Origin of the sequence: Mycobacterium kiyosense (assembly GCA_021654635.1) — a bacterium.
Taxonomy (GTDB): domain Bacteria; phylum Actinomycetota; class Actinomycetes; order Mycobacteriales; family Mycobacteriaceae; genus Mycobacterium; species Mycobacterium kiyosense.
This window is the reverse complement of the sequence record AP025179.1, coordinates 4,574,312-4,600,512: the sequence shown is the minus strand read 5'-3', so window position 1 is coordinate 4,600,512 and position 26,201 is coordinate 4,574,312. Positions and strand designations below refer to the sequence as shown.

General features: G+C 65.0%; 26 protein-coding genes and 2 pseudogenes. 19 read left to right on the top strand and 9 right to left on the bottom strand.

Translation table 11 applies throughout. The annotated features are described in order from the left end of the window. Positions 1–20: 20 nt before the first annotated feature. The 4 genes from L6444_RS21615 to L6444_RS21600 all read right to left on the bottom strand — a co-directional run bounded on the left by L6444_RS21615 (position 21) and on the right by L6444_RS21600 (position 3,888). Positions 21–929, bottom strand: a complete 909-nt coding sequence (locus L6444_RS21615; protein ID WP_236977157.1) for a bile acid:sodium symporter family protein — start codon at positions 927–929, stop codon at positions 21–23. Positions 930–1,030: 101 nt separating this feature from the next. Next, a complete protein-coding gene (locus tag L6444_RS21610; protein ID WP_236977155.1) occupies positions 1,031–1,606 on the bottom strand; it encodes a TetR/AcrR family transcriptional regulator in 576 nt (191 codons plus the stop codon). Between the two features lie 64 nt (positions 1,607–1,670). Next, positions 1,671–2,786: a TIGR03857 family LLM class F420-dependent oxidoreductase gene (locus L6444_RS21605; protein WP_236977153.1), complete on the bottom strand. Its 1,116-nt coding sequence runs from the start codon at positions 2,784–2,786 to the stop codon at positions 1,671–1,673. 10 nt (positions 2,787–2,796) lie between these two features. After that, positions 2,797–3,888, bottom strand: coding sequence for an ecdysteroid 22-kinase family protein (locus L6444_RS21600; RefSeq protein ID WP_236977151.1), 1,092 nt, complete (start codon positions 3,886–3,888; stop codon positions 2,797–2,799). A 113-nt stretch (positions 3,889–4,001) separates the two neighbouring features. Here L6444_RS21600 and L6444_RS21595 point away from each other — a divergent pair, with 113 nt between their 5' ends. From L6444_RS21595 to L6444_RS21575, 5 genes are read left to right on the top strand one after another with little or no spacing between them, the layout of a single operon-like run. Further along, positions 4,002–4,751, top strand: a complete 750-nt coding sequence (locus L6444_RS21595; RefSeq protein WP_236977149.1) for an SDR family NAD(P)-dependent oxidoreductase — start codon at positions 4,002–4,004, stop codon at positions 4,749–4,751. Further along, a complete protein-coding gene (locus L6444_RS21590; protein ID WP_236977147.1) occupies positions 4,751–5,857 on the top strand; it encodes a saccharopine dehydrogenase family protein in 1,107 nt (368 codons plus the stop codon). Before L6444_RS21595 ends, L6444_RS21590 begins: the two co-directional genes overlap by 1 nt. Beyond that, entirely contained in the window at positions 5,854–6,297 is a 444-nt protein-coding gene (locus L6444_RS21585) for an SRPBCC family protein (protein WP_236977145.1), read from the top strand. Before L6444_RS21590 ends, L6444_RS21585 begins: the two co-directional genes overlap by 4 nt. Positions 6,298–6,307: 10 nt before the next feature. Continuing rightward, positions 6,308–7,645 carry a hypothetical protein gene (locus L6444_RS21580; RefSeq protein ID WP_236977143.1) on the top strand — a complete coding sequence of 446 codons (1,338 nt, stop codon included), beginning with the start codon at positions 6,308–6,310 and terminating at the stop codon, positions 7,643–7,645. Between the two features lie 5 nt (positions 7,646–7,650). Beyond that, complete coding sequence (locus tag L6444_RS21575; RefSeq protein ID WP_236977141.1) at positions 7,651–8,367, top strand: hypothetical protein; 717 nt, start codon at positions 7,651–7,653, stop codon at positions 8,365–8,367. 7 nt (positions 8,368–8,374) lie between these two features. Here L6444_RS21575 and L6444_RS21570 read toward each other — a convergent pair whose 3' ends face one another. Further along, on the bottom strand, positions 8,375–9,469 hold the full coding sequence (locus tag L6444_RS21570) for a phosphotransferase family protein (protein WP_236977139.1): 1,095 nt from the start codon (positions 9,467–9,469) through the stop codon (positions 8,375–8,377). Between the two features lie 2 nt (positions 9,470–9,471). After that, entirely contained in the window at positions 9,472–10,374 is a 903-nt protein-coding gene (locus L6444_RS21565) for a hypothetical protein (protein WP_236977137.1), read from the bottom strand. Between the two features lie 136 nt (positions 10,375–10,510). On the opposite strand from L6444_RS21565, the gene L6444_RS21560 reads away from it, so the two are divergent. Beyond that, positions 10,511–11,062 carry a TetR/AcrR family transcriptional regulator C-terminal domain-containing protein gene (locus L6444_RS21560; protein WP_236977135.1) on the top strand — a complete coding sequence of 184 codons (552 nt, stop codon included), beginning with the start codon at positions 10,511–10,513 and terminating at the stop codon, positions 11,060–11,062. Positions 11,063–11,095: 33 nt separating this feature from the next. Here L6444_RS21560 and L6444_RS21555 read toward each other — a convergent pair whose 3' ends face one another. Beyond that, positions 11,096–12,004, bottom strand: coding sequence for an alpha/beta fold hydrolase (locus L6444_RS21555; RefSeq protein ID WP_236977133.1), 909 nt, complete (start codon positions 12,002–12,004; stop codon positions 11,096–11,098). Between the two features lie 91 nt (positions 12,005–12,095). Next, positions 12,096–12,584, bottom strand: coding sequence for a MaoC/PaaZ C-terminal domain-containing protein (locus tag L6444_RS21550; RefSeq protein ID WP_236977132.1), 489 nt, complete (start codon positions 12,582–12,584; stop codon positions 12,096–12,098). Between the two features lie 112 nt (positions 12,585–12,696). Here L6444_RS21550 and L6444_RS21545 point away from each other — a divergent pair, with 112 nt between their 5' ends. Further along, the gene (locus L6444_RS21545) at positions 12,697–14,259 is read left to right on the top strand and encodes an aldehyde dehydrogenase family protein (protein ID WP_236977131.1); all 1,563 of its coding nucleotides are present in this window, start codon (positions 12,697–12,699) and stop codon (positions 14,257–14,259) included. A gap of 15 nt (positions 14,260–14,274) precedes the next feature. Next, positions 14,275–14,466: a ferredoxin gene (locus L6444_RS21540; RefSeq protein WP_236977130.1), complete on the top strand. Its 192-nt coding sequence runs from the start codon at positions 14,275–14,277 to the stop codon at positions 14,464–14,466. A gap of 16 nt (positions 14,467–14,482) precedes the next feature. Here L6444_RS21540 and L6444_RS21535 read toward each other — a convergent pair whose 3' ends face one another. After that, positions 14,483–15,655, bottom strand: a complete 1,173-nt coding sequence (locus tag L6444_RS21535; RefSeq protein WP_289624745.1) for a CaiB/BaiF CoA transferase family protein — start codon at positions 15,653–15,655, stop codon at positions 14,483–14,485. 29 nt (positions 15,656–15,684) lie between these two features. On the opposite strand from L6444_RS21535, the gene L6444_RS21530 reads away from it, so the two are divergent. From L6444_RS21530 to L6444_RS21480, 11 genes and pseudogenes are all read left to right on the top strand, one after another. Next, complete coding sequence (locus L6444_RS21530; RefSeq protein ID WP_236977129.1) at positions 15,685–15,948, top strand: hypothetical protein; 264 nt, start codon at positions 15,685–15,687, stop codon at positions 15,946–15,948. 136 nt (positions 15,949–16,084) lie between these two features. Continuing rightward, a pseudogene (istA, locus tag L6444_RS21525) lies at positions 16,085–17,760 on the top strand (IS21 family transposase). Then, positions 17,757–18,646 (top strand): annotated as a pseudogene (gene istB / locus L6444_RS21520) (IS21-like element helper ATPase IstB). The pseudogenes istA and istB overlap by 4 nt, the downstream one beginning before the upstream one ends. An 8-nt stretch (positions 18,647–18,654) precedes the next feature. Next, positions 18,655–19,614, top strand: a complete 960-nt coding sequence (locus L6444_RS21515) for a homogentisate 1,2-dioxygenase (protein WP_236977128.1) — start codon at positions 18,655–18,657, stop codon at positions 19,612–19,614. A gap of 119 nt (positions 19,615–19,733) precedes the next feature. Continuing rightward, on the top strand, positions 19,734–20,681 hold the full coding sequence (locus tag L6444_RS21510) for a cytochrome P450 family protein (protein ID WP_236977127.1): 948 nt from the start codon (positions 19,734–19,736) through the stop codon (positions 20,679–20,681). After that, positions 20,647–20,970 carry a cytochrome P450 gene (locus L6444_RS21505; RefSeq protein WP_236977125.1) on the top strand — a complete coding sequence of 108 codons (324 nt, stop codon included), beginning with the start codon at positions 20,647–20,649 and terminating at the stop codon, positions 20,968–20,970. The genes L6444_RS21510 and L6444_RS21505 overlap by 35 nt, the downstream gene beginning before the upstream one ends. Beyond that, on the top strand, positions 20,967–21,800 hold the full coding sequence (locus tag L6444_RS21500; RefSeq protein WP_236977124.1) for a mycofactocin-coupled SDR family oxidoreductase: 834 nt from the start codon (positions 20,967–20,969) through the stop codon (positions 21,798–21,800). The genes L6444_RS21505 and L6444_RS21500 overlap by 4 nt, the downstream gene beginning before the upstream one ends. Further along, a complete protein-coding gene (locus tag L6444_RS21495) occupies positions 21,797–23,164 on the top strand; it encodes an FAD-dependent oxidoreductase (RefSeq protein ID WP_236977123.1) in 1,368 nt (455 codons plus the stop codon). The genes L6444_RS21500 and L6444_RS21495 overlap by 4 nt, the downstream gene beginning before the upstream one ends. A gap of 72 nt (positions 23,165–23,236) precedes the next feature. Beyond that, positions 23,237–24,349 (top strand): Rossmann-fold NAD(P)-binding domain-containing protein, encoded by a 1,113-nt coding sequence (locus L6444_RS21490; protein WP_236977122.1) that lies wholly within the window; start codon positions 23,237–23,239, stop codon positions 24,347–24,349. Positions 24,350–24,404: 55 nt separating this feature from the next. Then, complete coding sequence (locus L6444_RS21485; protein ID WP_236984322.1) at positions 24,405–25,430, top strand: NAD(P)H-dependent flavin oxidoreductase; 1,026 nt, start codon at positions 24,405–24,407, stop codon at positions 25,428–25,430. Then, positions 25,421–26,194 (top strand): enoyl-CoA hydratase-related protein, encoded by a 774-nt coding sequence (locus tag L6444_RS21480; protein WP_236977121.1) that lies wholly within the window; start codon positions 25,421–25,423, stop codon positions 26,192–26,194. Before L6444_RS21485 ends, L6444_RS21480 begins: the two co-directional genes overlap by 10 nt. Positions 26,195–26,201 lie beyond the last annotated feature (7 nt).

The window sequence follows — 26,201 nt, the reverse complement described above, 5'->3', positions numbered from 1 at the left end:
GACCGAGCCCTCAGCGAGCCCTAAGCGGGGTCTTCTTGCGGGTCCTTTGACGGGTCGGATTGATCGGCGGAAATGACCCGGCGCGCGTCGGGATCACGGAACGAAGGGTCCAGTCTGCGAACGGTGAAAATGAATGCCAGGGCGATGAATATCGCGATAATTCCGTAGACCGCTGCCGGGATGGCCATCTCGGCATTGTTGAGCAGCTGCGGGCTCAGCGCGATTCCCATGGCCAATACCCCGTTGTGCATGCCGACCTCGAGGCCCATCGCGATCGCTTGCCTGCCGGCCAGACGCATCAGACGCGGTGCCAGATAGCCGACGGTCAGGCTGGTCACACAGAACGTCGCAACGGCGCCGCTCAGCACGCCGAAGTAGTGCGACAGGGTTCCCCAGGACTTGGCCAGCGTCACCGCGATGATGAGCACCAACAGCAATGCCGCGGCTATCCGGATCGGCAGCTGGAGCCGCCGGGCAAGCTCGGGAAAGCGGTGGCGGATGAAAACGCCAATCGTCGTAGGGATGAACACGAGCCCGAACACCCCGAGGAACTTGTCCCATTGCAGTGGTAGAAACCGCCCGTCCCCGAGAAACCAGGTCATCGAAATCGCGAGTATCACGGGTACCGCGACGATCGAGAGCACCGCATTGATGGCGGTCAAGGTGAGATTGAGCGCTAAGTCCCCGTTGAACAGGTGACTCAGTATGTTCGCCGTCGTTCCGCCCGGGGTGGCCGCCATCAGCATCAGTCCGACCGCCAGATTCGGCGGAAGTGCAAAAACTTCGGCGATCAAGAGACACAGGGCCGGCAACAGCAGGGCTTGGCAAATCAATGCCACCGCCAACGGTCGCCGCAGGGTGGCGGCGCGCCGGAAGTCATCGATCGTGAGCGTGAGTCCCAGCGCCAGCATGACGACCGCGACGACCAAAGGAAAGTACCGATTGTCCATAACTCTCCCGATTAGCTATCGAGCCTGGCGTCTCTAGGCCGTCGCGGCCGACCAGGCGATCGAGTTGGGTGGACTATATCTCAGGGCCCCAGGATCCGTCGCAGTCCGGCAAGGTACTGCTGCTCGCTCACCTCCTCGCCGAACATTTCTGAAACCCTTGAGACGTGCGGGTATTCGCCGTTGTGCAGGTTGTGCGTCCAAGTCGAGCGCGGGCGGTCGTCGCCCGCTTGCGCCTCGGTGACGGCGAACATCGCAAAGCCGAGCGTATAGGTCGACAGGGTGCGCTGGAGCTCGAACGCTTCGCGGTCGCTGAACCCGGCGCGTTCCAATCGCGCGAGCACGCTCTCGATGATCTTGCCCTGGGCGGGCCCGAATACCGGCGATTCGGCAATGGCCCGGGTGACGTGCTGGTGCTCGAGGAAGCCGCGGTACACGGCGGTGAAAACCTCCTCCAGTGCGGCCCGCCAGGGTTTACCCATGTCGACCTGCGGGACGTTCTCCAACAACAGATCGGGCAGCATGGCCACGATGGCGTCTTTGGACGAGGCGTATCCGTAGATGGTCATCGGGCCCACACCGAGTTCCTTGGCCAGCCGGCTGATCGTCAGCGACGCCGACCCCTCCCGGTCGACGAGGTCAAATGCCGTGCGCGCCAACTTATCTCGGGTCAGTAGGGCCGGCCGCCCAGGTCGTCGGGGCGGCCGGGAGGTGCTTGCGTCGTCAGCGGGCGCGGTCACGCCAGGCCGCCACTAACTCGGCGTTCTGCGCCGGAGTCGAACCGTACGTGACGATTTCGTCGGCGCCGGCGTCGATGAACCTGCGCAAGTTGGTCACGCATTCATCGACGGTTCCGATGGCGCTGCAGTCCCACATGTACTCGTCGGGAATGACGCTGGCAACGTCCATCATCTCGTGACGCTGGAACTCCCGGTCTGCGACTTGGGTGATGTTCTCGAAGCGCTTGTGATTGCGGATCTTGTCGAGCAGGCCGAGGTCCCATCCGTTTGCGGTGCAGAGCTGTTCGCCGTAGCCCGGGTACTGCAGGTAGGTCACCATTCGCCCGTGCGCGATGGCGCGGGTTTCGAAGTCGTCCAGATTGGGCGCGGTGACCACCAGCGCCGCTACCCGAATCTCGTTGGGATCCCGTCCGATTCGCTCGCAGGCCTTGACGATGCGCTCCTTGGCGGCAGCTACGGCAGGCGGGTTCATCATCGGGATCAGGATGACGCCGTCGGCCTTGGCCGCGGCGAAACGCGCCCCGGCGGGGGCGCAGAAGCCGCCGAACCAGATCGGGGGAGGGTTGCCGTGGTAGCTCTCGGCGAACGACAGATCCTCGAAGGTGCCGACCGGGCCGTCGTAGCAGACGTGTTTGCCGGCCCACAGTTGACGCAGGATGTCGACGTAGTCGTGCATCTGCTCGAAGGTGGCCATCTTGATGCCGCTGCCGCGGAAGTATCCGTTGTCCCCTCGGCCGAGGCCCATGATGAAACGCTCGCCGTAGCAGGCTTGCATGGTGGCGCCGAACGCCGCGGCGGTCCAGGGGTGACGCGTCGTCGGATCGATCACGCCGGTACCGACCTCCAGCCTGCTGGTGCGTGCGGCCACGCCCGACAGGATCACGTCGGACCACTTGATGTCGATGCGTTCGGAGAGCCAGATGCGGCGGTAACCGATGCGCTCGGCGTCGACTCCGTCCTGGATGCCTTGGGCGGGGGTACGTGACACGGTGGCGTATTCGGAGTCCTGCTGCTTGGATGTCACCGCGCCGGCGATGATGAATGCACTCATGTCCTCGGCGACTGGCGCCAGTTGTGGCTCAACGTCGTTGGCTTCCATGTGCTTTCTCCTAGTCGAGGACGCTTTCGGCGTCCAGATCGGTGACGAAATCGGCTGCCTGAGCCACCATGCCGGCGAACATTTCGTCGCCGCGGTCGGACCGCGCGAGGGTTACCGAGACCCCCACGCTGAGCAGGAAAATGTAGAGCGAACACACCCGCAGGTTGCGCACGCAGTCATCGAACGAAAAGTTGTCGACACCGCCTTGCCGCAGGCGGTCATGGTACCGGCGCAACAGCGCATCCTGGTTGTCGCGGCGGTCCTTCACCGATAGACAGCTGGACAGCCATATCGCGGGGTCAATCATCGGCGGCGCCAATCGCACTGCCTGCCAGTCGATCACCGTCGCCTGCATGCCGGCCGCCTCGCCGCGGAACATGACATTGTCGAGCCGGAAGTCGCCGTGGGTGACCACCATCGGTCCGTGCCAAGCCAGCGCCGGGTAATCAGCGCCTTTCGGCGCGAGTCTTTCGACGGCGGCGAACTGATGAGGTTCGAGCCGGTCGGCGAACCGCTCCCGGAACAGGGGTAGTGCTGCGGGCACGCCATCGAAAAGTAGTTGAGTGCGGGCGGGCGAGGCGAGCCAGTCCAGTCCACGCAGGCCGGTGTCATCCCACAGTTCGGCATGCAGAAGCGCGATCTGATCCAGCGCTACCTCGGCTTGGCGCACCGTGCCGCCTGCCACCGCATCGCCGACCTGCCAGTCCTGTGAGAGGTCCTCGAGCACCAGCGTCACCCGCCCCGTTCCCGGCTCGAACGACCCCCAGTACAGTCGCGGCACGCTGATGGTCGAACGAGGCGCGACCTCCTGATAGAACCTCACCTCAGCTTCGTAGGCGCCGATGCCGACCCCCAGCTGGCGACTACCGGCATCCTCCGAGGGCAACTTCACGATGACCGACGTCGGCGCCCCGTCGGCGGGGCCCGCGTAGTCGAGCTCGGCGCGGGCGACCAGCCCGAGCTGGCCGGTTCCGTACAGCACCGCGTCCACCTTCTCGACGGCGGCGTCCGCTCCGAGCGCGCCCGCGGCACGCAGCGCGGCGGTGAACCACGCGGGAGTCAAATCGGCCGTCGTATCGGCCAGGCCGGCAGACATCGACATGGTTGCGGTCCTTTCCTCGAGCGGAACCGGTCCTGAACAGATTTTTTAAACTCTATACGAATTCTGCCAATTTTCGTATAGCATACGGATTTATTCCAGGCAGGAGGTTGCCCATGGCAGACGGACGATCGGTGGTCGTCACCGGAGGGGCCAGCGGGATCGGCAAAGCAATCGTTCGAGGTTTCGCCGCGGCCGGCGCCTCGATTGTGGTGGCCGATATCGACAGCGCGGGTGCCGAAGCCGTGGCCGCCGAGGCCGGCGAACGCGCCCGTTGGATCGGCTGCGACGTGGCTGACGAGGGCCAGGTCGATGCCGCTGTGCGACTGGCGGTTTCGGAGTTCGGCTCGCTGGACGTCATGGTCAACAACGCCGGCATCTGCGTCCTCGGGCCGCTGGCCGCGCTGAGTACCGCTGATTTCGACCGGATGATCGCGGTCAACCTGAAAGGCACGTTCCACGGCATCAAGGCTGCGGCTGCGCAGATGAACGGCGGCGGTGTGATCATCTCGACCGCGTCGACCGCCGGGCTCAACGGGGCCCCGTTGCTCGGCGGTTACGGTGCCACGAAGGCCGGCATCGTCAACATGACCAAGACGGCGGCCGCCGAACTTCGGCCGGCGGGCATTCGCGTCAATTGCGTGTGTCCGGCCTTCACCGAGACGCCGTTCTCCGACGCCTTGATCGCCGGATTCGAAGCCGCGACCGGAGCGCCGGCCCATGACTACTTCGAGCAGAAGCAAGGCCGGCTGGGTCAGCCTGAAGATATCGCAAAAGTGGTGCTGCACCTGGCTTCCGACGATGCCGCCTGGGTCACCGGCATCGCCTACCCGGTCGACGGCGGACTGATGGCCGCGTCGATCTGATGGCTCGGATCGTCCTGCTCGGAGCGACCGGTTACACCGGTCGCCTCATCGCCGAACGGCTCGCCAAGCAGACCGTCGAGACGATACTGGCCGGGCGCTCACCTGCCGCCCTCGCCGCCCTTGCCGACGAACTCGGCGGCGCCTGTGCGACGGCTGTTGTCCGGCTGGACGATCCGCGTACGCTGCGTACGCTGCTGCGGCCCGGCGACGTACTGCTGACCACCGTCGGCCCCTTCATCAAGGTGGGCGACGTCGCACTCGATGCGGCGATCGCGTGCGGCGCCCACTACATCGACACCACGGGCGAGGCCCCGTTCGTGCGGCAAGTATTCGAAAACCCATCGGCGCAAAAGGCAGCCGGTGCGCTGGTCACTGCGATGGGATTCAACTATTCGCCCGGAAATCTGGCGGGCGCGCTTGCGATGGAGCAAGCGGCCGGAAGTCCGGGTGGTCCCGTCGACGCGCTCGAGATCGGCTACTTCCTGACTGGGCCGGGTCGCGGCGAACTCAGCAGAGGCACCGTCGCATCCGCCGCCGGCGTCCTCACCGCTCCTGGATTCGCTTGGCGTGGTGGCCGATTGGTAACGGAGCGGTGTGGCGCGCGTACCCGCGCGTGGCCGGTGTCGGGGCGCTCGGTGCCATCGATGACGCTGGGTTCCTCGGAGGCGATCACGCTGCCGCAGGCGTATCCGAAATTGGACACGGTCGACGTATACCAGGGCGGTCTGGGCGCCGCGACCCCGGTGGTGGCCCAGGTCGGCAGGTTGGCTGCCCTTCCGGGCGCCAGGTGGTTCGCGGATACGCTCAGCGGTCTGGTCAAGTACGCCGCGCCAATCGGGCCGGACGACACGGCTCGCGCCAGGGCCGGAACATACGTTGTCGCCGTTGCGTATTCCCGTGCCGGGCACGTACTTTCCGAAGTCACCCTGCAAGGACCGGACGTCTACGACGTGACGGCGGACCTCACCGCATGGGCCGCCGAGCGCGCTGCAGCGGGAGAGGTCCGCGGCCACGGCCCGCTGGGCCCGGTACAGGCCTTCGGTCTCGACGAACTACGAGAAGGGCATCAAGCCGCGGGCATGGTGGTGAAAGGAGCGCAAGGATGATCGAATTCACGCTGACCCGGACCACTTCCGCGCCCATCGAGGCAGTCTTCGACCGGCTCACCGATCACCGGAACTACAAGAACATCTCGCCGCTGCGGACCAGTGAGCTGGTCCGGCCCGGCGACACCGAGCCGAACGGGGTGGGCGCACTACGGCGGATGGGCTTGATCGGACCGGCGCAGATCGAGGAAGTCACCGAGTTCGAGCGACCGACGCGATTCGGTTACCGACTGCGTTCTGGCCTTCCTGTTCGCGACCACACCGGAACGGTCGAGCTTGCGGAGTCCGAAACCGGAACCCGCGTCACTTATTCGGTGCGTTCCACGCCTACCCTGCCGATCCCGGGTATCGGCTTGGTACTCGGAATCATTCTCAAGCAAGGAATTTCGGGTTTGCTCGACGGAATCGTGCGAGCCGCAGAACAATCAACAGCCGACTAGGAGCATGGCCATGACAGATTTGGTGTTCACCGAAGATGAACTGCGGCAACTGGCGACCTCGCCCGGTGATCGCGCGGCCGCAGCTCTGGATCGTGGCGATTTGGCGGCGGCGCGTGACATCGCGGCGCAGTCAGTGGACTTGCATTTCTCGACCCGCGACATCTATCTACTCTGGAATACCCTCACGCTGGGCTACATCGAGCGGGAGTTCGGTGCCGACGCGTTGCGGCGGTCAGTACCCGCCGCACTGCGCACCATTGTCCGGCCGTGGGCCGAGTGGTTCCGCAACGGAGTTTCCCGGGAAGCCGTCCAATCGCTGGCGATGATCTTTCGCATGGACGGCGGTGAACTGGCCGCGTTCGAGGAGGACACCGACAAGCTCGTGCTCGTCTCGCCGAACTGGGCGGGCAACCGTGCCGACGCCATCCCGGACACACCGGATCTGAGGATTGTGAGCACCGAAATCGAACGCCTCTGCTGCGAATGGCTCGGCTATCCGCCTTTCGTGTTCGCCGATGGTCGCGACGGCGAGCCGCTACGGCTGACGATCTACAAGAATCCGCTCGACGTCCCACCGGCAGTGTTCGAACGTCTGGGCGTGGAGCGTGACGTTGCGCGTATCGCGGCCGCGTTCGACGTGTCGGGTGCCTTACTGTTCGATCCCGATGAGCGCGAGGACATGCGTTTGCAGGCCTATGTTCTCGCGGTGCGTGCGATCGACGCCGGCGATCTCGATCGCGCTCGCCGTCACTTGATGCTGTCGAAGACGGAGTGGTATCCCGGGCACCACTTCGGGCGCGACCTGATCACCGCCCAGACTGGCTGGATCCTGGAAAACCATGGGGTGCAACACTGCTGGGATTCGGTCGAGCAGTGTTACAACCTACCCACCATGGGCCAGGTGCTCGGTCAGGTCGACACCATGCCATACCGGGACCAGGTGCAGTGGCTGGCGACGCTGTTCCATCAACACGGCATGAAATACGACCTGCTCGAAGACGAAGGCGGGTTCTGTTTCGACACCAAGCCCTGCGGCAGCGGTGGCCGACTGATCGAGGAAGGCGCCTACGACGCGCCCAAGAATCTGCCCATGGTCAAGGGCCCGAGCGTGGAGAGCTTCGGCGTCGAGGAGATGCCGGTGTACTGCATGCATTGCCCGGGCACCAACAAGCACGTCCTCGAACACGACGGACCCTACTTCCTATTGGTGGAACCGGGTATTCACGACGGTCACATCACCGGGCACTGCCGGTTCAACATCTACAAGTCGCAAGAGGCGATCCCGCAGGATGTGTATGACCGCGTCGGCGTGCGGCGGCCGACGACCGCCGGGACGAGCGTGCAATGAGTCACATGAGTGCCGTCAATCAGCGTTGGATGGCCTGGGGCGGAATCGTCAGCATGGCCATCTTGCTGCTCGGCATGTGGGTCATCGCCGGGTTTGTGCCGCCACCGGGCCCCAACAAGACACTGGAAGAAATCGTCGCGATCTATGTCAACCGTGGTGGCCGCATCCGGGTCGGCATCATCATCGCCTGCGCCGGCGTGACGTTGCTGGCGCCGTGGTCAGCCGCGATCGCGATCCAGATGCGCCGTATCGAAGGACCTTTGGCCCCGTTGGCGCTGAGCCAGGCGCTGCTGGGGGTGATGTTGCTCGTCGAGTTCTACGTGCCCTGCATCATGTGGGAGGCCGCGGCCTTCCGTCCGCAGATCGATCCCGGCTTCACCTACCGCATACACGATCTGGCGTCGATCATGTTCATTGCGCTGCCCTGGACCGGTATGCTGCAGGCAGTCATCTTGGCGGTGGCCATATTTCAAGATCCGCGCGAAAACCCGGTCTTTCCACGCTGGTTGGCTTATTTCAGCCTTTGGGCGGCACTGTGTTTCCTGCCCGGGGGGCTGAACTGCCTTGCCAAGACGGGTGTTATCGCGTGGAACGGATTGCTGGCGTGGTGGCTTGGCCTGGCGATCTTCGGTGGGTGGATTTTTGCGGTGTCCATCTGCCTGGTCAAATACGCGATCCCGCACCAGGAAGCCGAGGAGACTGCCGCCGTCGGTGCCGGCTGAGCGCGCATTACGTCGACGCCGGGTCCAGGAAACTGGTGGGTTGTCCGTCGGGAGCGGTGACGCCGATCATCCGGGCCAGTAGCTGAGTCGCGGGGTTGTTGACGGCCATCGTATGGTCCGCGGGTAAGGCGCCCGCCTCGATGAGCATGTTGCCCGCCCTATTCATCAGGACCGCGAACCTCAGGCCGCCGTAGACTTCGAACCACCTGGCGTGAGCAATCGTGCGACCGCTGAAAGACGTATAGCGGGAGAGGGTTTCGTCGCGGTCGGGCAGGCCCGGCGGCCACGGTGCGCCGACACCCTCGCTGTGGTGGCGGTCGCAGAACAACCACCAACCGAGGTCGCAGCCCGCAGGGGCCAGCGTGGCAAGTTCCCAGTCCAGGACGGCCGACACGCGGGGTCCGGCGAACATCAGATTTCCGAGTCGCGCATCGCCCCAGGACAATACGGTCGGCCCGGGATCGGCGGGCCAGTGTTTGGCTAGCCAATCGAACGTCTCCTCGATGGTGGAACAGGGTCTGCCGGCCGATCCCCAGTCGAAGAACGCACGCCACCACGACACATGCTGAGTCAGCGCGTCGGCTCCAAGCTCGGGCCGGTCCAGCGATCCCAGTCCCAGGGCGCGCCAGTCCACGGCATGGATGGCGGCAAGGGTGCGCAGCGCGTCATCGGCCAGCACGGTCCGCTCCAAGTCGGACAGCGAATGCACCCAGCTGTCCGGGTCGGCGGGGAATGGGGGCTCGTCGCCGGGAATGCAACCCTCGCGACGCTCGAGGACGAGGAAGGGACTGCCCAGGATCGCTGGATCAGGTTCGTGGAAAAGCACTTTGGGCACCGGTATGTCGGTGTTGCGGGCCAAGGCGTCCATCACCAACGCCTCCCTGCCCAGGTCGTACTCGTAGACCACGCGGTAGGCGCTGGGCTCGACTCTCAGGACGAAGCGCTCGCCATTGTCCAGATCGACGAGGAAGGTATCGGTGGAACGGCCGTTACCCACCGGGGCGGTGACTCCGGCGACGGTGGCTCCGCCAAAGCGATCTGCGATCCAGGGCGCCGCCCTGGTCCGGATTTCTGCGGTGCTGATCCCTCCGACGATGGCCATGCTCAAGCCAGTTTTCGCAGGATGCCATAGGTGGCCAGGCCGGCACCGTGGCGCCCGTCGCTGAGTCGTAGCTTCACGAATTCGTCGTAGGCAGAAAACGTCGGTCCGGTTTGACGGCCACCCTGCGGGACCCAGAATCCGACCGGCCGATCGGTGACCTCGATGCTCACGGGTCCGCTCGGAAGCTCGGTCTCGACGTCGTTGAGTAATCCGGACCCATTGCGCGCGAAGGCGAATCGATCCAGGCGGTGCTGCCCGTCGGCGGTCAGGCGGAAGGCGAGGTCGATCTGCGGGCCGACGAGACCCTTGAGTTTCCAGAAAACCAGGAACTCCGAACCGAGGTCGGCCATCAGGTACTGGTATTCCTCCCACTGCGATGACTCACTGCGGTAACCCCAGGTGCGATCTCGCAATCCGACCCCGTCGAATGTGCGTTGCTCGCCGCGTACCGTGATGGTCCCGGTCGCGCGTTGGGGCTGCTCGTAATGATGCAACGGCCGTCCGGCCTTGTTCGATGGCAGCGCGTTGAGCGAGTGCAGGTCGATCGGCTGATACTTGGGGTCGACGGTCGCGTTCAGTTGCAAGTCGGGATGATCGACGACCAGGCTGCCGTCGAGATCGACTGTGATGTGGTCACTTTGGTGAGTGCCTTGGTGTGGCGTCTCGATGAGTTCGAACGCTTTGCCGCCGGCCCACGCGGAGACCCGGGTTCGTCCGGGGAAGGCGAGGTCCGGCGAGGACATGTGATGGGTCATCACGTAGACGTCGGAGGCCGGGTCCCACCAGCAGAACAGTGCGTAGTCGCGCCACGGCGTCCCGTCGTCATCGACGGGCGGCACGTCGTGATGGATGGGCGTCGCCAACGGCCCCCAACGCCCCAAATCAACCCGGTCTTGAACGGTCATGGCAGCCGTCCTTCCTCACGAATACGTGCGGCGTACGTTTTGCTGTTGAAGGTACTCGTTGCGGCGGTCGCGTGGAACCCCTTCGTGGAGATTCGGGACCCTCGCTTCGAGGGCATTCGTGAGAAGATGCTCGACCATGGCGCGCGCCCGGTTGTTGACACACGACATCATCGCTGCGGCCGCATTCGAACTTGTCGACGCTGAGGGGGCCGCCGCGCTCACCATCGCGCGGCTGGCAGACCGCCTCGGCGTGGCTCAGATGACGCTCTACAACTACGCGGCCGGCAAACAGGGAATTGTCGACATGTTGCCCGATGTACTGCTCGCCGATCTGCCGCCGATCGACCGTGGCGGGCGGTGGCGCGATGAACTCGACGCGTGTTTTGCCGAAGTTCACGACCGACTGGTGCGGCACCGCAACGTCACTCAGTTGATCGCGGGCCTTCCGGTGGCCAGCGAGGCTCAGGCGAGGTTGTACGCAGAGGTGCTGGCAGTGCTCGAGGCCGCCGGGTTCTCCGAACGGGACGCGCTGACCGTGCACCGCACGCTGTCTACTTACACCCTGGGCTTCGCCCTCTTCGAGATCGCCGAGAAGTCGTCGGCCACGCCCAAGGCCGGAACCGATGCCACCCAGTTCCGCACCGGGCTGCGGGCGGTGCTGGCCGCGTTCTCGCCGGTGGCCGAATGACGCGCGCTCCGCGCGCCCGAATACCCCGCGAATCTAGTTCGCTTCGAGGCGGTTCTGCCCGCCGTGGCGTGACGCGATGAACCGCAACGCCAAATCGTTGAACTGATCCGGGAATTCGACCATCGGACTATGCCCTGCGCCGGCGAAGACGGCGAGTTCCGAGTCGGGCAGTCTCTCGTGCATGTCGTGGGCGCACCGCGGAGGCACGATGGCGTCGTGCTCTCCCCACACGAGTAACACGGGACAGGTGATCGACTCCGGAGCCGTGGAGTTGACCGCGCGACCGGCGGCGGCAATGGCGTCGACGCAGCCCGGGCCGCCGAAATGCGGCATGGTCTGGGCTGCCAGGTGTGGCGACATCACGCGGGGGTCGCGGAAAGCGGTGGCGAGGGCGAGCCGCCGCGCCCATGACTTCGTGGTCAGTGCGCGACGGACGAGGCCGCTTCGCAGCACCGAGGTGCAGATTCGCAGCGCCACGAGAACGACGGCCAGGCGTCGCTGCGACATGGGCACCCCGCCCGCGTCGACCAGGATCAGGCTCCGGACGCGCTCCGGAGCGGCGGCAAACATCGCGGTTGCCACCAAGCCGCCCATGGAATGTCCGGAGACCGTTGCCGATTGGATGTCCAGGTGGTCCAGCAGATCAAGCACAGTGCGTGCGTGGGTGGCCATTTCGGCCGGCCCGGTCAACGGGTCGGATCGACCGAAACCGGGTAGGTCGACGGCGATGACGCGATGGTGCTGGGCCAGTGCCGGAATGTTCTCCAACCACCATTGCCAACTGGCGGCCATCCCGTGCAGCAGGACGAGAGCGGGCCCCGTTCCATGATCGAGGTAGTTGACCTGCAATTCGTTGATGCGCAGAGTCGCGACCGCGGGCACCCAGTCGATGTCGGTCCAATGCGGAACGCGCCCCGCCGCGCTGGATAACGGCGCCGTCATCCCCGCGCCCCTGGTTGAAGATGCACTTCGTTAGGTTAACGTACGTTCGCGCAGCGACGGAAGCCTCTTGGTGTCAGTACGCGGGTCGGCATCAATCGGCGACGGGATGACGGCGTCGGACGACCTGGATTCCCACCATCGTCATGACCAGGCCGCCACTCTGGTCCACCATCTCGTAGAGGCAGTGCACGTCGGCTTTTCGCGGGCCCATCCTGATCTCGAGTACCTCGAGCGAGCCGGTGAGCACCGCGCCGGGCCGGACGGGATTGGGCAGTCGCATCCGGTCGAAGCCTTTGCCCGCTACCAGTGCCAGCCGGGCCATGAACCTCGGCGAGGAGATGCTGGCGAACAGCGACAGGGTGTGCATGCCGCTGGCGATCACATCGCCGAACGGTGAGTCGGCACCATCGAGGTGAATGGGCAGCGGGTCGAAACGCTGTGCAAAGGAGATGATCTCGTCTCGGGTGACTTCGACGGGACCCAGGTCCATCCAGTCGCCGGGAGCCAGATCCTCCGCGTAAAGAATCCGATCGGGCGTCACGGTCGCAAGGTCGCGGCCCTCGTGTCGCGGCAGGTTCATCCGGTCAAGGCTAGAGGGTCGCTCGGGTAGCGGTTTAGCCGGATACGCCCGACCAATCGGTACCAAACACTGTTAGGCTAGCGGGCGTCGTAGTCCAGCGAAAGGACCGTCAATGGCGACGCAGACCGATTTAGACGTTAGCGACTCGCAGCAGCGTTCCAAGTACCTCTCCGTCCGGTGCCCCGCTGACGGACGTGTGGTCGGCACGGTGCCCGACATGACGCCGGCCCAAGTGCATGACATCGCTGCGCAGTTGCGCGCCGCGCAGCCGGCGTGGGAAGACCTTGGGCCCGACGGCAGGGCCAAACACCTTCTGCGCCTGCTGGACTGGGTGCTTGACAACGAGAAGCGGTTGATCGGCATCATGCAGGAGGAAACCGGAAAATCCTGGGGTGATGCCCAGGTCGAGACCGCCGTTTTCGTCGACACGGTGAATTACTTCACCAAGCACGCCGTGAAATTCCTCGCAGACCGGACCGTAAAGCGGTCAGGAGCGCTAGCGCTGACCAAGAACCTGCGAGTCTTCCATCGCCCGCACCAGCTCGTCGGCATCATCACCCCGTGGAACGGGCCGCTGGCCACCTCCACCATCGACGGCGTCCCGGCACTCATGGCCGGTGCCGCGGTTATGTTTAAGCCATCCGAGGTCACGCCGTTGACCTGGGCCGAAGTGACCCGCGGCTGGCGGGAGGATATCGGGGGACCGCCGGTGATCGCCTGCGTCACCGGCGGTGGTGGGGTCGGGGCGGCAGTGGTCGACGAGGTGGACATGGTGCAGTTCACCGGGTCTACGGCGACCGGCCGCAAGATCGCCGCTCGCGCGGGTGAGCGGCTCATCCCATGCAGCCTGGAGCTCGGCGGCAAAGACGCCATGATCGTGCTCGACGACGCCGACATCGACCGCGCAACGAGTGGCGCGGTATGGGGCGGTCTGTGGAACTCGGGCCAGATTTGTGTTTCGGTGGAGCGAATCTACGTGCAGGACAAGGTCTACGACGAGTTCGTGGCAAAGCTGACCGCCAAGGTTTCGACGCTGCGCCAGGGCATGGACCGCGACGGCAGCTTCCAAACCGAAATCGGGGCAATGGCAACCGCCAACCAGTTGAGCATCGTCGAGCGCCATGTCGGCGACGCGGTGCAGGCCGGTGCCCGCGCCCTCACGGGTGGTAAGAGGGCAGGTTCGGGGATGTTCTTTGAGCCAACCGTGCTGGTGGACGTGGATCATTCGATGGCGTGCATGCGGGAGGAGACGTTCGGTCCGACGTTGCCGGTGATGCGCGTCCGCGATGAGGACGAGGCCGTGCGGCTGGCCAACGACTCGCCGTATGGGTTGGCCGCCAGTGTGTTCAGCGGAAACCCCGAACGAGCCGACCGGGTCGCGCGCCGACTGGAAACCGGCGCGGTCAACATCAACAGTGTGCTCACCGCCACCATGCTGATCACGCTGCCGATGGGAGGGTGGAAATCCTCGGGTGTCGGCGGCCGAAACGGCGGCGCCGCGGGACTTCTCAAGTTCTGCCGACAGCAAGCCGTCGTGACCGAACGGTTCAAGCTGAAATCCGAACCGCACTGGTATCCGTACCAGCCCCGGATGAGCCGGCTGCAGGCGCGGCTGGTGCGGCTCACTGGCGCGCACGACTGGCGGCGCCGCCTCGGCCGGCCCGGCAAGAAATGAAAGGGGTGAACTACCTTGTCTCGTCTGACGATCGACCCGGGTAAGTGTCAGGGGCACGGCCGCTGCGTGCTCATCGCGCCGGCATACTTCGACATGGACGACGCCGGGTTCGGGGTGGTGCTGCACGACAATGTCGACGACGCGGATAAGGCGGACATCGACGAAGCCGTGCTGAGCTGCCCCGAGCATGCCATCACGTGGGCGTGACTGAGGAAGATCGCTGTTAATCGGGTGCGGCAACGGCCCGCTCGGCGAGCAGCGAACTGACTTCTTCGTCGCTGAAACCGGACTCGCGCAATACATCTCGGGTATCCGCACCTTTTGCCCTCGGAGCGGGGCCGGTACGTCCCGGCGTGCGCGAGAGCCGTGGTGCGGGGCTGGCGGTCACCGAGCCGTCCGGCTCGGTGACGATCGTGGAACGTGCCCGTAGATGTGGGTCGTCGGCCAACTCGTCGAGCTCGAGAACCGGTGCTCCGCAACCGTCGACGTCGGCGAACACCGCCGTCCAGTGGGCGCGGGGTTTGGTGGCGAAGACGGCCGCGATCTCCTCGCGCAACTGAGCCCAGCGTGCCGGGTCGAGTTGCGCGGAGCTATCCGCATCTTGGATGCCAAGGGCAGCAAGGAAATTGGCGTAGAACTTCGGTTCGATGGCACCAACCGCGAAGTATCGACCGTCCGCGCAAGCGTAGGGGCCGTAGAACGGGGCTTTTCCGGACAGGATGTGGCGGCCGCGGCCGGCCCAGATCCCGGCGTTGAATTCGGCGAGGTTGGTGAGGTTGAGTAAGGCCGAGCCGTCGGTGATCGCCGCATCGATGACCTGGCCCCGGCCGGTGACCGTGCGTTCGTAGAGCGCCATCACTATCCCAAGCGCGGCGAACAGTGAACCACCGGCCAGGTCGCCCAGCATGGCCAGGGGCGGTACCGGTTGCTCGTCTCCGATCACGCCGAGGGTGCCCGCGATCGCGGCGTAGTTGATGTCGTGGCCGGCCTTGTCCCGGTACGGCCCGTCTTGGCCCCAACCGGTCAGCCGCGTGTAGATGAGCCGCGGATTGCGTTCGCACAACGGATCCGGGCCCAGCCCGTAGCGCTCCATGGTGCCGGGTCGATTGCTTTCCAACAGGACGTCCGCGGAGTCGGCAAGCCGGGCGATGACCTCCGGGCCGCGCGTTGCGCGCAGGTCTACCACGACCGAGCGTTTACCCCGCGACAGGGACTTGGCCGGATCGAAGGGATGAGGGTCTCCAGGCCGCTCGACGGCGACCACATCTGCGCCGAAATCGGCGAGCAGCATCGAGCAGAACGGGCCGGGCCCCAAAGCGCTCAGGTCCAGCACGCGCACACCGGTCAACGGGGGCAGGCCGGTGGGTGCGACACCCGTCGGCGGAAGCTGGACCACCCGTTCAAGATACCAAACAAGGTTTGTTGGTGGTCCCGACGGAGGCGCACCTGCTCAGCGCACATGTTGCGACTCTTCTGAAGAGCACAAACCAAATGCTGATCGTCAAACGCTTGATGATGTTTTATTCTGACGCCATGACCATGCGAACCTTGATCCAGCTCAGCAAGGGCAAGACGAGTCGGCAGGCGCACCGCGATCTGCCCGCCGCCGATAGCAACGGCGAACTTCTCAAGGACGATGAACTGACGCGGCACGGCTTTGACGGCCGGGAGGCCGTGCTGTGGCTATGACAGTTTGATTCAGGACCGGTGTGACGGCCTGATTCAGGACCACCTTCTTTCAGACCGGTGTGTTGTGACGGTTTGATTCAGGACCACCCTCGACGGTTGGCGTGTCGATTATTGGCTCGCTGTCGGAGGGTTCCGGATGGGAAGTCGTGTGGAGCTGTTCGCCCAGATACGTAGGGACGCCCGGGTCGAGGGTTTGGGTATTCGGGCGCTTGCTCGTAAGTACAAGGTTGGCCGGGATACGGTCCGGCACGCGTTGGCGAATCCGGAGCCGCCGAGGCGGAAGACACCGGTGCGGGAGTCGCCGAAACTGGGCCCGCTCAAACCTGCGATTGATGCGATGCTGCGGACCGATCTGGATGCGCCCCGCAAGCAACGCCACACTGCGACAAGGATTTGCAATCGTCTGGCCGATGAACACGGCGTTGAGGATGTGTCGTATTCGTCGGTGCGTGACTATGTCCGGGTCCGTCGTGCGGAGATCATCGCCGAGTCCGGTAAGCAGGCGCAGGAAGCGTTCGTGCCGCAGGAACACCCGCCCGGCGCTGAAGCTGAGGTTGATTTCGGCGAGGTTCACGTCATCCTCGCTGGTGTCAGAACCCGCTGCTACATGTTCGTTTTCCGAATGTCGATGTCCGGCAAGGCAGTCCATCGGGTGTATGCGACTCAGTCGCAGGAGGCGTTCCTCGAAGGCCACATCGAAGCATTCGACGTGATCGGCGGCATCCCGGTGCGCCATATCCGCTACGACAACTTGAAGTCTGCGGTCACCTCGGTGGTGTTCGGCCGCGGTCGGGGCAGGGTCGAGAACGACCGGTGGGTGCTGTTCAGATCGTTCTACGGGTTCGACCCGTTCTACTGCCAGCCGGGAGTGAAAGGCGCCCACGAGAAAGGCGGAGTCGAGGGCGAGATCGGACGTTTCCGCCGCACCTGGCTCACGCCCATGCCGGAAGTGGACTCGCTGTCAGAGCTCAACGACTACATCCGCCGCTGCGAAGCACGTGAGGATCATCGGCGGGTCACCGGCCGGCTGCACACCGTGGGCCAGGACTTCCAGACCGAACGAGAACATCTCGCCGCTCTGCCTGCCGAGCGGTTCGACCCGGGGCTGGTGCTGCATCCACGGGTGGACCGGTCGGCGCTGATCACGGCGCGGTCGGCGAAGTACTCGGTTCCCGCCCGGTTGATCGGACGCAAAGTCAGGGTGTCGCTGCGGGCCTCGGAGTTGGTCGTCTTCGACGGCCGCACTATCGCCGCACGCCATGAACGCGTCACGACCCGCAACGGGCAATCGATCAACCTCGACCACTATCTGGAGGTGTTGCACTGCAAACCCGGCGCGTTGCCCGGCTCCACCGCGCTTGCTCAGGCCCGCGCCGCCGGCACTTTCACCGCAGCGCACGAGGCGTTCTGGCAGCAGGCCCGCCGCGTCGACGGCGATGCTGGCGGGACTCGCTCGCTAATCGACGTGCTGCTGCTGCACCGAGCATGCGCGCTACCGATGTGATCGCCGGGATCCACGCCGCCCTGTCGGTCGGTGCCGTTTCAGCGGATGTGGTCGCGGTCGAAGCACGCCTGCATGCCGCCGGTGGTGGTCTCGAATCAGACCGTCACGCCGGTAACCATGCCAATACCGTCGATTACCGGGTCGTCAGTCTGACCCAGCGCCGCCTGGCTGATCCAGCGACCGTGATCGCCGGCCTGCCACCCGACACCCGGCCGCTGCCTGACGTCGCGGCCTACGACGAGCTGCTCCAACGCAGACCCCCAACACCGCCACCCGGTGACGGAATGGAAGGAACGACTGGATCATGAGCACGGCCACGAAAGTCACCAACACCCTGCGCCGCCAACGCGGGATGACCCCACAAGCGGCCCAAGCCGCCGTCGATTCCGCATGCCGACGCCTGCGGTTGCCGACCGTGCGTGCGGTGATCGACGAAGCAGTGAAAGTCGCCGAGCGTGAACAGCTCACCTACCACGGCTTCCTCGCCGAACTGCTCCTGGCCGAATGCGATGACCGGGACCGCCGATCCACCTTGCGGCGAGTCGCAGCGGCCGGGTTTCCACGTCAGAAATGGTTGGGCGACTTCGATTTCGACGCCAACCCAAACATCAACGCCGCCACCGTACATACCGTCGCCCAAGGCGATTGGATACGCCGAGGCGACCCGCTCTGCCTGATCGGCGACTCGGGCACCGGCAAGTCCCACCTGCTCATTGGTGTGGGCACCGCCGCCGCCGAGCAAGGCTTCCGCGTCCGCTACACACTGGCGACCAAACTGGTCAACGAACTCGTCGAGGCCGCCGATGAAAAGCAACTCGCCCGCACGATCGCCCGCTACGGCCGCGTCGATCTTTTATGTATCGACGAACTCGGCTACATGGAACTCGACCGCCGGGGCGCGGGTTGCTGTTCCAAGTACTCACTGAACGCGAGGAAAAGGCGTCAGTAGCCATCGCATCCAACGAGAGTTTCTCCGGCTGGACCAAAACCTTCACCGACCCCCGACTCTGCGCCGCGATCGTCGACCGACTCACCTTCCACGGCACCATCATCGAAACCGGCACCACCTCATACCGGCTCAGCCATACCCGCGGTAGCAGCTCGCGATCACAGCCTACGAAGACGCCTGAGCCACCACCTCCTCGCCGAGGTGGTCCCGAATCAAGCCGTCACAGTGGTCCTGAGTCAGGTTGACATAGAGAGTGCTGTACCGCACCAATGACCCGACGGTGTTCCGCACCGAAGGTCGGTTCCGGTCGACCAGCGTCATGCTCGGCGATATCAAACCCGATGACCTGACCGACCCGCGTGGCAATCCACAACGCATGTACTACAACGCCGATGCCACCATCTGGTTGTCCCGGCGGGCCGAGCCGATGCCGTTCTATCGACGCAACGTCGACGGCGACGAGTGCTGGTTCGTGCACCGCGGGTCGGGAACGGTCGAAACGGAATTCGGCCCGATCGCCTACGAGCAAGGCGATTACGTCGTCATTCCCAAGGCGATCACGCACCGATTCGTGGTTGACCCCGGCGAGACCATGTTGTTCGGTATCGAGACGGTCGGTGAGTTGCGGGCGCCCACCTATGTGGGACTCGGCCGGCATGCCCCCTTCGACCCCGACGTGATCCGGGTGCCAGAGCCTGCCGCCACCGTCTCGGATCGGGACGAATACGAGATCCGGGTCAAATACGACAACGAGTACTCGACGATCTATGTCGACCATCATCCGTGCGACGTACAGGGCTGGAAGGGAGATTACTTCCCGTTCGCGTTCAATATCGCCGACTGGAATGTGATCATGTCCGACAGCCTGCACCTGCCTCCATCGATGCATTGCTTCCTGGTGGCGGACGGCATCAACATCATCAACCTGCTCCCGCGGCCGTTCGAGTCGATCCAGGGCGTCGAGCGCATCCCCTGGTTCCACCGCAACGCCGACTACGACGAAATCGCGTTGATCCACGGTGGGAAATCACTCGGCCGCCCGCTCAAAGCTGGTCTGGTGAGCCATGATCCGCAGGGCATCCATCACGGCTTCCCCGATCGCGCTCGCATCAAGTCTCGCCGCGAATGGGATGAACACTCCAGGATCGAATGGGAGATCATCATGGTCGAGGCGGCCCGGCCGCTGAAGTTGGATCCCGTCGTCGGAGGCTGACGACAACGGCGCGACCGGGTGCCGCATGTTGGACGTGACCCACTTCATATGGCATGCTGGCCAATTAAATACCAAACACTGTTTGAGAACCGTTTGCCCGAGATTCTGGAGCCGTCTCGATGACTTCTTCCGCAGTTGAACGCGACCTTGCCGCCCTGCTCACCACGTTCGACTTGTTCAACGCCGAACACGAGGAGTGGAAGTACGACGCCTTCTCCTACGCCCGCGAGCATTGTCCGGTGGTACGCACCGAAACCGAACTGACCGGCCCGATGTGGATGGTGACCCGTTACGCCGACGTTCGCAAAGTTCTCGAGGATCCCGAAACCTTCTCCTCGCAGGGAGGTTCACCCGCCCCGACCCCGATCGGCCTGGGCCCGCTTGACTCGGATCCGCCGCTGCACACTACTTTTCGCAAATTGCTCAACCCGTACCTGTCGCGCAAGTATTCGCTGACGTTCGAGGACGAAATGCGCAGCATCGCCCGCGAGCTCGTCGACAATTTCGTCGACAAGGGGAAGGTCGAGCTGCTCGGTGAGTTCGCCGGCCCGTTCGTGTCCCGGGTGCTGGCGTCTGTGGTCTTCAAGGAGACCGACATGGCCAAGATGGAACGGGCCAAGCAGGTCGTCTTCGCCGTGACCGAGGACGGCACCGAACAGGACTTCATGAACCTCGGAATCCTGGCCGCCGAGTACCTGGCCGCGGCAACCGAGAATCCGCCGGAGGAAGACGGCATCCTGAAGTCTTTGGTCTCCGGGACGGTCGACGGGAAACCGCTCGAGCCGCAGCAAGCGCTCGGCGCCATCTGCGTGCTGTTCCTGGGCGGACTGGACACCACTCGTTCGGCGATCGGCACCATTGCCATGCATATGGCGCTGCAGCCCGAACTCGAAGCCCGCGTGCGGGATCCGCGGTGGGTGCGCAATGACATGGACGAGTTCATCCGGCACACGTCTCCGGTGGCCACGTTCGGCCGGACGGTCACCCGCGACACCGAGGTCGGCGGCTGTCCGATGCGCAAGGGGGGATCGGGTGTTGGTGCGCTTCGACTCGGCCAACCGCGATGAGGAGAAGTTTCCCAACGCCGACCAGCTGCAGTTCGATCCGCCACGCGGCGGCAACGCGGGCTTCGGTCTCGGCATACATCGCTGCGTCGGCATGCATCTGGCAAGGGTCGAGATCGCCATCGCGTTCGAAGAACTGCTGGCCCGCATCACGAATTTGAGATTCGACGGCGACCCGGCCGACCTCAAGTGGGCGCCCGGCATCGCGAACTGCCCGGACCGGGTTCCACTGACTTTCGAAAAAGGTCTGAGCCTCAAGCTGTTAACGTCCCTCACTAGGAGGTCCACATGACCGGACGTGTCGCCGGAAAGGTTGCGTTGATCACGGGAGCGGCGCGCGGCCAGGGGCGTAGCCACGCGCTACGGCTTGCCCAGGAGGGCGCCGACATCATCGCGCTCGACATCTGTCGTCAAATCGAGTCGGTGCCGTATCCCCTCGCCACTCCCGAGGATCTCGAGGAGACCGCCCGCCAGGTCAAGGAACTCGGGCAGAGCGTGGTCACCCACGAGGCCGACGTCCGCGACGCCGACGCGCTGATAGCCGCGGTGAACGACGGAGTGGCTCAACTCGGGCGCCTCGACATCGTGATAGCCAACGCCGGGATCCTCTCCGTCGGTGCGTCTTTCGAGCTGTCCGAACAGACCTGGTCGCAGGTGATCGACACCAATCTGTCCGGAGTGTGGCGCACCACCAAAGCGGCGGTGCCGCATCTGATCGCTGGCGGCAACGGCGGATCGATCATATTGACCAGCAGCATCGCCGGCCTCATCGGCCAGCCAGGAATCGGGCACTACGTTGCGGCCAAGCACGGGGTGGTCGGGTTGATGAAGACGCTGGCCCTCGAGTTGGCACCGCTGAACATCCGCGTCAACAGCATCCATCCGACCAACGTCGACACCGGCATGATCATGAACGAGTCGACGTATCGCGTTTTCCTGCCGGACGATCCGCACCCGACCAGGGAGAAGTTCGCCGTGCCCGCCGGGGAGATGAACGCGCTGCCGGTGCCGTGGATCGAGCCTGGCGATGTGAGCAACGCGGTGCTGTTCCTGGCCAGCGACGAGGCTCGATACATCACCGGGATCTCACTGCCCATCGACGCGGGGGCCGTGATCAAGTGAGGCGCAACGGTGCCGAGGCGGCTCCGAAGGGCTTGGCGGACGGTGGTTCTCAAGGCGGTGACGAGGAGTTCGATGTATTGGTCATCGGTGCGGGCGCAGGGGGTATGGCGGCCGCGGCACGCCTCAACCGCCTCGGGTACCGGACGCTGCTGACGGAATGCCGCGATCGCGTCGGGGGACGGGCTTCCACGGTTGAGATCGATGGGTTTCGGGTCAACACCGGAGCATTGATCATCGAGACCGGCGGCGAGAACGGCAGGCTCTTCGACGACCTGGGTGTGCCGATGGGAACGCGCCTGCCCGCACAGCCGCTGGTGTTACGACTGGGCAAGCGCGACGTGCCGGTGATGAACGGGCCGGGCGGCGCCATTTTGAAAGCCATGGTCGCGCTGCTCGGTGGCACCGCTCGGCGGTTCCCGGGGATGCGTCCGTCGGCGGGGCGCACGCTCGCCGACGTGACAGCACGCAGAGGGCCATTCATTCGGGGCCTGCTGCGCAACTTGACCAGCGCCCTTTTCGCGGCCGAGCCGGCCGATGTGGAAGCCGCGTTGCTGTTCGACTACCTCACCAAGCCGAAGGCTCTGGATACCTACGCCATGCATCCGGAGGGCAGCATCGGCCCGTGGCGTGCGCTGGCCGAGCAGTTCCAGAGCACGGGTGGCGTGCTCTGGCTGAACAGCGAGGTCACCCGGCTGACCTTCGACGATGCCGGTCGGGTCGTTGGTGCGGTGGTGCGCCTTGCGGGTCAAGACGTTTCAGTCTCGGTGCGTGCCGTGGTCAGCAACGCCGGTCCGGTGGCGACGGTGCGGATGTGCGGTGACGAGAACCTGCCCGCCGGCTACGCCGATCGGGTTCGGGCACAGTCGGCGCCGAGCACGCTGATCACGGTGAACTTCGCGAGCAGGCGGCCCTTGACCACGGTGCCCGGGGTGGTGTTCTTCGGTCCCACGCGTCGGCTCGCCTACGCGGCCAACCTGACCGAGACGTGCCCGGAGATGGCGCCACCTGGTTGGCACCTGTATGCCGGCGCCAGTACGCCGCACCCGGCGACTGGCGATTTCGACGAGGCGGCTGAGATCGCGATGCTGAAAGCCGATCTGGCGGAGCACTTTCCAGGTTTTGAGACGGCCAAGATTCTCTCGGTGCAGATCTGTGCGGGCGAGGATTGGCCGGCCCAGCGGGCCATCGCGGGTCGCGATCTTCCGCAGACCACGCCGATTCCCAACCTCTTCAACGTCGGCGACGGCGTGCGGGAATGGGCGACGGCAGGGCAGAGCGGTTGCGTGCACTCCGCGCGGCTGGTGGTGGACCGCATCGCCGCTGCGCTCCCAGCGGTAGCGGGCGCACCGAGATCCACTGGCTAACCGGTGGGCTTGTGTGATTTGATGGCAAGAACCAATTACTGTTTGGTTTAATCGACTGCAGACGGTGAGGCGATGAGAACGCTAGTCATCGGTGGGAGCGGGTCCACGGGCGTGCCGGTGCTGGAAGGCCTGCTGCGGCGCGGGCACGACGTGACGATGCTGCATCGTGGTGTGCACGAACCCGACGGCTTGCCCGACGTCCCGCACATCCACGCCGATCCGCACTTCCCCGAGACGCTGGCCGAGGCGATCGGCGACAGCCGATACGACATTGTGCTTGCTATGTATGGCCGGGTGGCCGCCATCGCCGAGGTCTTCGCAGGTCGGTGTGGCCATCTGATCAGCATCGGTGGCGTCCCCGCCTACCGTGGCTGCCTGCAGGCGGCGCGGGTCCACCCGTACGGAATGGCGGTCAATGCCCGAGAGGACGGGCCGCTGTCCGACGGTACCGAGCCGGTGCCGAAGTTCGCCAAATTGATCCGCGCCGCCGAACGCGCCGTGCTCGAGCGCGCCGCGGCGGGCGCCTACCGGGGCACGGTGATCCGCTACCCGGCGATCTACGGCCCGCGCAACCTGGTGCCCTGGGAATGGTCGGTGATGCGCCGAGTGCGCGACGGAAGAAGCCGAATGATCCTGCCGGACAATGGTTTATGGATCATCTCGCGCTGCGCGGGTCGGAACGCTGCCGAGGTGGTGCTCGGTGCGGTCGACCATCCCGAGGTGGCCGACGGGCAGGCCTACAACGCCGCCGACGATGACCAGTTCACCGTTCGTCAGTGGGCCGAGGCCGTCGCAGACATCATGGGTGCCGAACTGGAATTCGTCGGGATCCCGCGGGAGATGGCACCTTCGGCGCTGATCGAGCTGTTGCCGCCGAGCGGCGATCCGCACATTCTGCTCGACAACGGCAAGGCCAAGCGGGAACTCGGCTACACCCAAGTGGTTCCCGCACACGAGGCAATGGTCGAAGCGGTCGAGTGGCTTACTGCCAACCCGGTGACACCCGCCGACTATCCGCTGTATCCGGCACGCTTTGACTACGACGCCGAGGATCGGCTGATCGAGGCCTATCGGCGTGCCGCAACGTGGGTACGTGAGCAGGTCCCCGACGAAGCCCCCGAGGTGCGCCATCCGATGCCACATCCCAAGACGGTGTCGGTAGGTCGGGATGAAGGCGGTCGGTGATGTTGACCAGCAGGCCCAGTGGGTCCAGAAGACTTAGGAGATGGTCGTGAGCCGAATGTGGCGTCGATTTCAGGATCTCGTCGGTGTCGAGTACCCGGTCATGCAGGACGGCATGGGCCCGTCGCCGACGACGCACCTGGCCGCTGCGGTATCGGCGGCCGGCGGCCTGGGGACGGTGAGCTGTCCGAGCATCGTCAATACCTCAGAGGAATTCCTACGCCAGGGCTTTCGCGGTGCGATCGAATACGTGGCAGCAAGCACCGACCGACCGTTCGCGGTCAACGTGCCGGTCGGTCGCACCCCCGACGGTGAGCTGTTGCTGGTGAGCCGGACGTGCATCGATGAGGCGATATCGGTCAAGCGGGACGGCGGCAAGGCGGGCGAGCAACTGCGCGCGATCGTGACATCGGCGGGCTTCGCCGGCGAGTTCGGTTCCGCCATCCGCGAATCCGGCCTTGTGCACATGGCCAAGGTGGGTTCGCTGCGCCACGCGCTGAAGGCCGCGGAGTACGGCGCGAACGTCATCATCGCCTCCGGCTACGAGATGGGCGGCCACACTCACGCCAAGGGTGTCCACACAATGGTGTTGGCGCCCCAGGTGATTGGCGCGCTCGATATCCCGGTGGTGGTCTCCGGCGGCATCTGCGACGGACGGGGACTGGCTGCGGTGCTGGCGATGGGCGGGGCCGCGGCGGCGATGGGCACCCGCTTCATCGCCACCCAGGAGCATCAATGGCATCAGGCCTACAAGCAGCGCATCGTCGACGCCAAGGAGTGGGAGGACGTCGTCTACGGCGGCATCTACGCCCCGATACGGGGCCTGCGCAACGACGCGATCGCCGCACTGGACAAGGCGCGAGAAGCATTGTCGCCCGAGGAGTTCCAGGCCTGGGAAGAGGAACAGATCCGGGTCGCCCAGCGCGACGGTGACGTCGAGCGCGGCCTGCTGGTCGCCGGGCAGGTGTCCGCGGCGATCCACGACATTCCCACCGTCGCCGAGTTGGTCACCCGCATCGTCAACCAGGCGCGCGAGCTGCTGTCGGCTTCGGCCACGGTGCTGAAAGAGCCGGCGTGTCCGTAACGGAGACAATCGATTCCGATGGAGTCGCCGAGCTGGTGGTACACCATCCGCCCGCCAACGCCTACACCATCGCGGATCTGGCGAGGCTCACCGAACTGCTGCGCAGCTATGAGCACCGCGACGAGGTACGGGTCGTGGTGCTGCGGGCCGAGGGCAAGGGCTTCTGCGCGGGCGGTGATCTGAAGGAGGTTCAAGGTCTACCCGGCTTCGAGGGCATTCTCGGACAGGCCAGGGGTTCCCAAGACTCCAGCTTGGCGATCGCCGAATGCGCGGTACCGGTGATCGGTTGCGTACACGGTTACTGCGTCGGGGTGGGGGTGCTGTTGGCCGGCACCTGTGACGTGCTGATAGGCAGTACCGCAACGAAATTCGTTCTCGCCGAGGTCGACAACGGCGCGACTACCGGAGGCGTGCAGGCGCTCGGACTGCTGCCGGAGAAGCGGATGCGCGCGGCGATGTTCACCTGCGAACCGTTCGACATCGCCGAGCTGCATGCCTACGGCAGTGTTTACCATGTCGAGCCGACCGTGGAGGCCGCGGTGGACAGGGCCCGGGAGGTCGCAGCGACTGTCGCCGCCAAGTCGCCGCGGGTGGTGCGCGCGATGAAAAAGTCGCTGAACAACACCGCCGCCCGTGATCTGCGCACCCTCTATCGGCAAGAGCTCAGCTACACCTTCGAGCTCAACATGCTCGGCGATGCCTCGGCCGCCCGGCAGACGTTCCTCGACCGCAGCCGCGCGGGCTACCTGGACGAGGGTCGCTGAAGCCTGG